The organism is Microcoleus sp. AT3-A2 (assembly GCF_036705685.1).
Lineage (GTDB): Bacteria > Cyanobacteriota > Cyanobacteriia > Cyanobacteriales > Microcoleaceae > Microcoleus.
Genome location: NZ_JAUBVF010000107.1, coordinates 1 through 8,907, shown reverse-complemented (window position 1 = coordinate 8,907; position 8,907 = coordinate 1). Strand labels below are relative to the sequence as shown.

Annotated in this window: 7 protein-coding genes; 2 read left to right on the top strand and 5 right to left on the bottom strand. The window is 40.4% G+C overall.

Features of this window, described 5'->3' with window-relative positions; genetic code table 11:
• Positions 1-52: 52 nt before the first annotated feature.
• The 5 genes from QUB37_RS28740 to QUB37_RS28720 all read right to left on the bottom strand — a co-directional run bounded on the left by QUB37_RS28740 (position 53) and on the right by QUB37_RS28720 (position 5,160).
• Positions 53-259 (bottom strand): MBL fold metallo-hydrolase, encoded by a 207-nt coding sequence (locus tag QUB37_RS28740; RefSeq protein ID WP_333168568.1) that lies wholly within the window; start codon positions 257-259, stop codon positions 53-55.
• Positions 246-950, bottom strand: coding sequence for a hypothetical protein (locus tag QUB37_RS28735; protein ID WP_333168567.1), 705 nt, complete (start codon positions 948-950; stop codon positions 246-248). The genes QUB37_RS28740 and QUB37_RS28735 overlap by 14 nt, the downstream gene beginning before the upstream one ends.
• A gap of 10 nt (positions 951-960) precedes the next feature.
• A complete protein-coding gene (locus QUB37_RS28730; RefSeq protein WP_333168566.1) occupies positions 961-3,021 on the bottom strand; it encodes a sensor histidine kinase in 2,061 nt (686 codons plus the stop codon).
• A 715-nt stretch (positions 3,022-3,736) separates the two neighbouring features.
• Entirely contained in the window at positions 3,737-4,171 is a 435-nt protein-coding gene (locus QUB37_RS28725; RefSeq protein WP_333168565.1) for an aminoacyl-histidine dipeptidase, read from the bottom strand.
• 296 nt (positions 4,172-4,467) lie between these two features.
• Positions 4,468-5,160 carry a hypothetical protein gene (locus QUB37_RS28720; protein WP_333168564.1) on the bottom strand — a complete coding sequence of 231 codons (693 nt, stop codon included), beginning with the start codon at positions 5,158-5,160 and terminating at the stop codon, positions 4,468-4,470.
• A gap of 324 nt (positions 5,161-5,484) precedes the next feature.
• On the opposite strand from QUB37_RS28720, the gene QUB37_RS28715 reads away from it, so the two are divergent.
• Both QUB37_RS28715 and QUB37_RS28710 read left to right on the top strand, forming a co-directional pair.
• Positions 5,485-7,071 carry an AAA family ATPase gene (locus tag QUB37_RS28715; RefSeq protein WP_333168563.1) on the top strand — a complete coding sequence of 529 codons (1,587 nt, stop codon included), beginning with the start codon at positions 5,485-5,487 and terminating at the stop codon, positions 7,069-7,071.
• Positions 7,072-7,160: 89 nt separating this feature from the next.
• Positions 7,161-8,885 (top strand): hypothetical protein, encoded by a 1,725-nt coding sequence (locus tag QUB37_RS28710; protein WP_333168562.1) that lies wholly within the window; start codon positions 7,161-7,163, stop codon positions 8,883-8,885.
• Positions 8,886-8,907 lie beyond the last annotated feature (22 nt).

Genomic DNA, 8,907 nt, shown 5'->3' with positions numbered 1-8,907 from the left:
TTATACTGATGATCCGTAAAAAAGTCATGCTGGAGTTGACGAGTATTTATACTCATCGCAAAAGTGACATGCTCCCAATATGATCTGCATCAGAATGGGAAATGAGGATATGTAAGATTTCTTTAATAGATAGATTTTCAAGAGTCTCTGCCAACGTACCCCCAGGTGGACAGTCAATAACGATTAAATCATTTGCATCTCTGATTAACGTACAATTTCCATGTCCAACATCTAAAATAATCAATTCAGGCAAGTTCATCATCTTCATCCGGTTCAGGCGCTAATTCAAATTTTTCAAAATACAGGTCATCAGATTTTTCTGCTCCTGTGTTTACATGAGCAAATAAACATACATTAGGCTTTAGTGAATCCCTTAAATGTTCAGGAACAAGAATAGCTGGAAAACGAACTGCCTTATGGGGATTCCAACTGGGAACAAATGCATCTACAACAGTTTCACCAGATTCTTGAGCAATATTAGTAATACTAACTATCGTTCTACGAGTTTTTCTGGTACTCGGTATTTTACCACAAAGTTCTGAGGTACAAATTTCTATTCCCTTAGCAATACTTGAAGCATTGGTTTCTTCTCGACTTAGTAGTACAGGTATTTTATTTCTACATTTTCTAATCGAAAAAGATGTATCCATCTCTGTAAACTGAGTTACAAGCAGCGATGGAAATTTTATATCATATAAAGCTGCTACCAATTTGGCTCCATCAAAATTAGCCAGTCCAGAATTACTTAATCGATGGTCACACACAGCACCTACAGCATTGTTGCTAAGAATAAAAGATACCATTGCATTAACATCTGTAAAGTTTCCATCGAACAATAAAAATGGCTCATAACCAGCTTCTATTACATCCCAGGCAGTTGTTTCTGCTAACATTTTATCATCGTCCACTACAGCTATTATTTTATTCTTTAAAACTTCTGTTATTGCCATAAAACTCTTATTATCTACTAATTGGTAATTCTACAATAAATTCTGCCCCACCTAATTCACCTTTTGGAATTGCTTTTACCATTCCTCCAAGATCAGATACAGAATCTTTAACAATTGTCAATCCCAAACCTGTACCACCGGGTCTAGTAGTTCTCCCAGGCAACCATATTTCATCTATTTTTATATCACGGATACCAAGTCCATTATCTAAAACTTTGAGCTTCACATAACCTCCTCCAGTTTCAGTAGATATAATTATTTTGCGTCCTTCATTACATCCGCCATCCACATTAAAAGCGTTGATGCTATTTGTCAAAAGGTTTATAATAATGGACTCTAGAAGAGCAATACTTCCATAAATACAAGGTTTACCATCAATCTTAATTTTTTGAACTTGAATATTACCGTCATCAAAAAAAGGTTGAAAGATTTCAATAATATCATCAATCACGCTGTGAATATCTACAACACTTGAACGGCGTTTTTCTCGTTTTAAAAAGTGCAGTGGAAAATTTGAGAACCGTAGTAATGACTGACTTACTTTATAAAGCTTTGAAACAGGGTCTTCTAAAAATTCTTGGTATTTCTCCTTTAGACTTTCTCGACCCTTATTTTCTATTCTCCTCGCTATTTTTTCAATTAATGTTACTGGTTTGCCAGATTCATGAGCAAAAACTGCTGCTGTTGTTCCTGCTGTAGCCAAACTACGATAAAGCAGAAGGTCTTCACGCAATACCTTTGTTTCACGCTCTGTTACAATTTCATATTGCTGAACAGCCCCTAGGACTTTAGGGCGAGATTCTTGAGGAACTTCTGCTTCAATAACTTCTTCGATTCTTGCTTTAGCTTCTGTAATATCATGAGGAACTTGTTTCTTAACCCTTTCTCTTTGCGTTTCAGTAACCTTAAGCCTTTCTTTAGCCATCCATTCTAATACATCAATTGCAAAGCGTTTTAACTCTAAAAATGCTTCATTTTCAATAAAACCAAGTCTATCAGTTTTTTGAACTAACATATCTTCAGAGTCTTGGACAATTACTCTACCAATAACTGTTTTTGTAGAAGGACGTACCTCTGGATTTCTAGATCGTGCATAATTTAATTTCAACCAATCATCGTCTTGATCACCATAGGGTTTTACCCGAAGCCCACGGTGGTATAGACGAACATTTCCAGCTTGAGCAAGCCATTCTCTAACTTGTGTGGTAGACACAGAAGAATTTTTAGCTGAAAAGCTTTGAGGATTTAGTAAAAATACCCACAATTCAAATTCTGTTGGGGGTGTTTTGTAAGGTTCTTGAGAATTTACTTGAGAAAGTTTACTATGTTCTGCATGAACCCTTACTTTTCCCTGCCAGTCTAGTAAACTTGCTTCTGCAATACCACTTTCATTTATATAAGCTTTTAAATGATATTCAGCATCATCAAAATAAGCATTATTGACTTGTTTTTCAATCTCAGAAAATTCTGAAGCAATAAGTTGAAGACGGAAACCAGCCTGATTATTAAATGGATCTGCTAGCAGTAAAAGTTCCCTAGCTAGTCTTTGGATATCGCGTTTAGTGAATATTTTTTTAAGATTGCTTACTATAATGTCAGTCCCATGCCGTTTATCCGTGCTACTTTTTTGGACATCAAAAGGAACATCTTCTACTACATCAGCTTCCTTAAAATCATTCCAATTAATCGTTAAAGAATATTCAACTCTGGGCTCATCTTCAGGTCTAGTTTTCAAGATTACTTGAGAACCTTGCTGTAGAGCAGCTAATCTACCTAATCCTTTATTTCCTACAGGTAAGCGACCTAATTGGGTAACTTCACGGATAGCTTTTTTCGAGCGACCTAGCACCAGCCATCCCTCGCTAATGGCATTTTTATCCATACCAAAACCGTTATCTGAAATGATAATCGAGCCACCTATGGCGCTAGTATTGATAAGTTCTACTGTGCATTCGGTAGCATCGGCATCATAAGAGTTCTTAACCAATTCGATGATTCCTTGGTCTGGATTCGGAACAAGTTCTTCTCCCAGCCTTTGCAGAATTTTTGGTGAAAATTTAAAATGCATCATTATTTAGAAGCCTTTAGAATAGCTATGTTTTTTCGACTTTTTGTTCGCGTAGCGTGTGCTTTGCACATATAGCTAACAGTTCATCATGACGTATTTGCTGCATCTAAAGCCAATTTGGGCTTGTTTGGGCTTAAATTTTGTTTAAGTCCCGTTAGCACAGTGCCATAAGTGTGATGTTAACGTCTGTATCCCGGCTTAGGGGTGAATGGTGATCGCAAAGCTTCAGGCATCATCAGAGCAGAGTGTGCGATCGCTAACTTCAACTTTCAACAATTCCTATCGTAGTCTTACAAAAACCATAAAAACCATAAATTGCTCATTTTTATTCCCCTCTTACGTCTATTTGACATGGCTTGCTATGCGACTACCCTACATATTACGAGGATTTAGGAGGATTTAGAAGGGTCTAAAACACAAAAAATCGCGTTAAAAGCAACAATTCTTTAGAAAGAATGATGAGTAGTTATACTCATTGCGAGGCTAAAAGTAGGAAATAGAAGGTGTAATGAGTAATAAATGTGCTGTTTTCTCCTCTTTTTTCCTCCTTTTTTAGCCCCTTAAAATTCACATCCAGGTCGAATATAGCTCTAACAAAATAAAATAGCTCTCAATCCAAGGGTGGGTGGGTGGCAATAAGCTTCCCCACTCCTAGAATGAGGAGTAGGGAAGCTGCCCTTAACGGGCAATTTTTGATATTCTTAGTTGCTCAAGCGACTCAATCCAAATCATCGATGTCGTCGTCAGCAACATTCACTTCTTCATGTACACTTTGCGAGCTTGAAGCGACTCCGCTGCTCTGACGGGCGAGCCGTTGATTGCGAATGCCCCGATGCTTGGCGCGGCGATCGCGGATTGCATCCATATCGGTCAATCCGTATAGGATGCGACCAGCACGCATCAACTCCTTTAAAGGTGTTTCACTGTAGTCAGCGCGAAATTGGGCATTATGTGTTTCCCAATCAAATTCGCCACCGTTAAAGCGAGCAACACTTGCCAGTTCCCGACCTGATTCTTCTCTCAAAACTTCTAGTACCATTAGGCGAAGTTTATCGTTGTAACTAATGCACTTGTCGAGGGCTTTTATCTGAGTCTTATTAGCTTTAGCGGTATGGGTTGCATTAGTCTTTTGAACTTTTTCAGTGACTCTCATTTCTCAATTTTCCTGAATTCAAGTTTGTTCATATACACAGCAGCAATCGCTGCCTCTTTAAGTTTAATCATAGACTTTAATTTTCAAATAAAACATTAATAAGTATGTGTAGGATTAATTAAATTAAAAGCACTTAATACTTTAAATATTCCCATAAAAGCTGAAATCTTATTAATACTAATAATATGAATAAAATAAAAAAACTCTACTCTACCGTTTTTAGGTAAAGCAGAGTTTTACATATTCGACAATAGCGACGGTGAAGGAAGCTGTAAAATTTGACCGAGGGTGAAAGATTATTCTAAATCTTCATCTTCGTCCTCATCTTCATCAGCATCATCTTCTTCATCCTCTTCCTCGGTATCGAAATCATCTTCGCTGTCTTCGTCCAAGTCTTCTTCAGATTCATCTGTTTCCTCATCTTCATCAGCATCAAGTTCATCTTCTAAGTCATCCACATCATCGGATTCATCCTGCTTGTTATAGCTGTTGCGCTTAGCAAGCGATTCTTGATTGAATTTGACGAGACCTTTAATTGCTTCTTGCGGGTCAATCTCGAAAACGTCGTACAGTTTGGCCATTACAAGAGCAATGACTTCAATATCGTGGCGCAGTGCATCAGGTTGACCGAATAAAGCTGGAAACACTTCATTATTCCAACGCTGCCAGTTCATCGTTTTGCCGCGTTTTTTCAACTGAGCAGCAATATCCAAACCAAGTTTTTCTTTGGTAGCGTGACCTACCTTAGTTTGGAGGCGTTTTTCGCGCAGTTGAATTTTGACTCCAAATTTTTTCAGGATGGTAGTTCGCACGCGGTCTAGAAGTGCGTCTGCTTGCTCTTCTACAGTGAGTGTCGAACGGCGACTGACCTGCAATTGGGTAGCTGTCGCTGGGCTCTTTGACTTAGCAGCACCATTGCTTTTGCCATTCAAAGTCACCGCTCCATTGGAGGGGCGAGAGTTATGGTTTTTAGCTGTTGTTGTAGCCATAAAGTTTGATTTAATTAAACTACTTCACGGCTAACAGCGCCGTTAGGCGCTCTCAAATTTCATCAAATTTATAATTAGTTTTTTTTTATATCATTAATAATAATAATTAATAGTTTTTCCTGTGAAATAAATTTCTATAATATTTCGGTGTATCTTTTTTTGAGTAGCCGAAATACATAATTATGTATCTTGAGGAAATTAGGTAAATAATTCCTAAGAATTAAGAGGATGTTTGACTGCTGTAGAACTGTTGGCTGATGGCAACGCTCGACCGTAGCCTATCAATGAGAAGAGTACCTTTGAATATTTCTTGCCGTTGAATTTATGCGTACCCTCAATGACTGGCTGGCTTTGGCCCAAAGAGGCATTAAGATTGTCGGGCTGGAGTATTACACCCCCGATCGAATCAGAGTGTTAGCACAGTTCCACAATTGGGGGCAGGAACTGCATTTGCCTGTTTTCTTTTGGAACTCTGGGTACAGTTGCTTGCAGGAAATTGTGAGTTGGGACGGTCAGTGCATCTTACAAAATACTGACTTGCACCCAGATTCTGACGTGCTTCAGTTTCTATTAGAGAGTAGGAGAGAGGGAATTTACATTCTTGAGGGAGTGCTAGATTTTGACGAATCCGGTCAGGTGAGTTCGCGTCTGGGGTTTCAACTGGCAAATGCTTACTATCACTCATCTTGGTCTGCGGTTCCTCAGTTTTGGGTGATGCTGGAAAACTACATACAACTGCCGGTGAACTTGCAGCCGTTGATTCCCGTACTGACGACTCCATTACCGTCCCGAGTTGCAGCGCAAAAGGTGGTGGAGTTGTTTTGCGATCGCAATCCTTGGCTTGGCGACAAAGGCGACGAGGTGTTGCAAGCTGCTCTGGTTCGAGCTTGCCAGGGGTTGCCACAAGGTGAGATCGAGTTGATTTTGGAGCGATCGCTAGCTTTTGCTTCGACTGTGGAGGAAATAGCGCGGTTGGTGCTCGACCACAAGGTTAACAAGCTGCGGGGGCGAGGCTTAGAGTTTATTGCCGAGGCAGATGTGCCGGATGCAGGTGGTTTAGACTTGCTAGACGAGTGGCTGTCAAAGGTGGCTTCTCTGTTGAGTCCAGAAGCAGAGAAATACGGACTCAAATTTCCCAAGGGAATGATTCTCTGGGGGTCGCCGGGTACGGGCAAAAGTCTGAGTGCTAAACTTGCGGCTAAGAAGATGGGAGTACCGCTGTTGGCGGCTGATTGGGGTTCGATTGTCGGTTCTTCCAGACCAGATTTAGCTTTGCGCGAATTGCTGGAACTGACTCAGGCTTTAAGTCCTACAATTCTCTATTGGGATGATTTTGATAAAGGTTTTGCAGGGTGGGATTCCAATGCAGATGGCGGTGTTTCTAGGCGGTTATCGGGGAAGCTTTTAACGTGGATGCAAGAGCATCAATACCCAATTTATATCGTGGCGACAGTTAACCGTTTGGGGATGTTACCGCCGGAATTAATTCGTCGCTTTGATGATATTTTCTTTGTGGATTTGCCTCACGAAGGGGCGATGTACGAGATTTTCAATCTTCATCTCAAAAAATATTTTCCAGAGTTTCGTAATTCTTCAGAGTCGCCTTGGACAGATGATGAGTGGCGGATTTTATTGAGGGATTACAGGCTTTGTACGCCAGCAGAAATTGGTAATGCGGTGAGAAAATGTGCTGAGGAAATCTATTATCGCGATCGGGTACAAGGCAAACAGCCCGATGAATTGAAGGTGACATTGAACGACCTCCGGCAACAGCGTTACCAGTTTACGCCGTCGATGCTGCGGGATGAAGAGCAGATTTTAGCGATTCGCAATCAAGCGACTTATGCTCGATCGGCTAGTGGAGAGGATCGATCGCGATTTTCTATTCCGTTAGAGGAATTGTTTGGTTAGCCAACTTCTGAGGGCTACTCTTGAGAAGGCTGGCTGCTTATAATATTCAAATAGATGGGGAACATCTACCCATCTAAGTATATTTAACTATGCCTGCTTTCACTCCACAGCCTAATAGAGACGCATCGGACACCATTCGAGGATATGTCTATCAGGTCGATCTGACCATTGAGCGTTGGCTTTCTTTGTCACCCGGAGAGTTATTAGAACTAGAGTGTGGCGAAGATATAGATTTAATTTCCCGTTCACTTTCTGGAGAAGAGGAAAGACGACTCGAACAGGTCAAAAACTACAACTCTTCTGTTACGCTTTGGAGTGCTGTCACAGCCATTGCTAATTTTGTTGAGCATCGTGAGAATAATTCACAGCAAAAATTAAAATTTCTTTACACAACAACTGCCTCAGTTACTATAGAAAAACATTCTCCGGAAATGCTTAAGAAAAAACAAGGCATTGTTGTATGGGAACAGATCCGCCAAGGGACTCTAACAGGAATCTCTCAAAATGAAGCTTTAGGAGGCATCCGTATAATTCTAAGTAAGGACTCTAAACCCAAAAAGTTTTCTGAGAAAACTTGGGCAGTATTTCGGAATTTTATCACAGCCGCTAGCAAGGAGGAACTACTCGATCTAATTTGTAGCTTTGAGTGGAGTACGAATACACCAGATCCTCAATCATTAAGAACTTGGATTCTACAAACTCTCATTCGACAAGAATATGCTACAAATGAAATTCAAGCAAACGAGCAGTATCAAAGGCTTTTCCTCTATGTTTTTAAACTACTTTCTCAGCCTGATATCAAACAACTTACAGTAGAAGAGCGAACGCATCAGCTTTCACTTCCCACGCTAAGTGAGAAAGACCGTAACCTGTTGCAAAATCTTATAGTGAGCCTTTTGAACCTTGAATTGCGTGTGGGGACTCTGGAGCAAAATTTTATACAGTTGCCCGATGCGATCGCTTCACAAGTTAATGACCAAGTGCAGCGCTTGATTCAACAGCAGGGTCTTGATGTAGCAATTAATTACTTTCCAACTCCACCCATTATTAGTATTCCTCTGCTTGCAGAGAATCTAAGTCATAGGGAGCAAACTGTCAAATCAATAATAAGCATTTTTAACGATTATAGTTGGATAGCCATTGACGGTATGGCTGGAGCGGGTAAAACCCACCTCGCTATATTAGTGGCTCAAGCTATTGGCACTTGTCGTGCTTGGGTGCGGTTGCGGGACTTAACCCGTAGAGCAGCCTGTCAGCAATTAGATGCGGTCTGTAGGGAACTAACGGGCACAACATCGCAAAGCAATCAATACGAGTGGTACTGCCAGCTATGTGAAAGACTTGGTGAAGGTGCAATGCTAGTGCTGGACGATATGCCAGAACTTTCAGGTAGTGATGAACTTTCAGAAAAACTGATTCAGCTAACGAGAGCGTGCAGATTACATGATGTTCGGATCTTGTCAACCAGCCCCTATGAGCTTCCATTCAGTCTTGAGGAATTTATAGGAAATACAATTCTTCATTCAATGAAAGTTCCACTTTTTACTGATGATGAAGCTGCTGAAATCCTTCAATCTTACGGTGCACCAAGTTCTTTGATTAGTGCAAATTTTCTCAGAGGCATAAACGCAATCGCACAGCAACACCCAGTATTACTTACTACTATTGCACGAGATTTAAGCAAGCACAGTTGGCAACTTAATGAAGAAGTATATGAGAGGCTACTCAAAGGTGAATATCAAGCTGCACTCAACAGCCAGAGGGAGTATGTCACTTTTGTAGTGAGTAATTATACTCATGCAGCTTGTCTCTGATTTCCAATTAAGCCATTCAAGT

Excerpts from the sequence above, each read along its gene's own strand:
- QUB37_RS28740 (WP_333168568.1), bottom strand. The coding sequence starts at position 259 with ATGAACTTGCCTGAATTGATTATTTTAGATGTTGGACATGGAAATTGT.
- QUB37_RS28735 (WP_333168567.1), bottom strand. The coding sequence starts at position 950 with ATGGCAATAACAGAAGTTTTAAAGAATAAAATAATAGCTGTAGTGGAC.
- QUB37_RS28730 (WP_333168566.1), bottom strand. The coding sequence starts at position 3,021 with ATGATGCATTTTAAATTTTCACCAAAAATTCTGCAAAGGCTGGGAGAA.
- QUB37_RS28725 (WP_333168565.1), bottom strand. The coding sequence starts at position 4,171 with ATGAGAGTCACTGAAAAAGTTCAAAAGACTAATGCAACCCATACCGCT.
- QUB37_RS28720 (WP_333168564.1), bottom strand. The coding sequence starts at position 5,160 with ATGGCTACAACAACAGCTAAAAACCATAACTCTCGCCCCTCCAATGGA.
- QUB37_RS28715 (WP_333168563.1), top strand. The coding sequence starts at position 5,485 with ATGCGTACCCTCAATGACTGGCTGGCTTTGGCCCAAAGAGGCATTAAG.
- QUB37_RS28710 (WP_333168562.1), top strand. The coding sequence starts at position 7,161 with ATGCCTGCTTTCACTCCACAGCCTAATAGAGACGCATCGGACACCATT.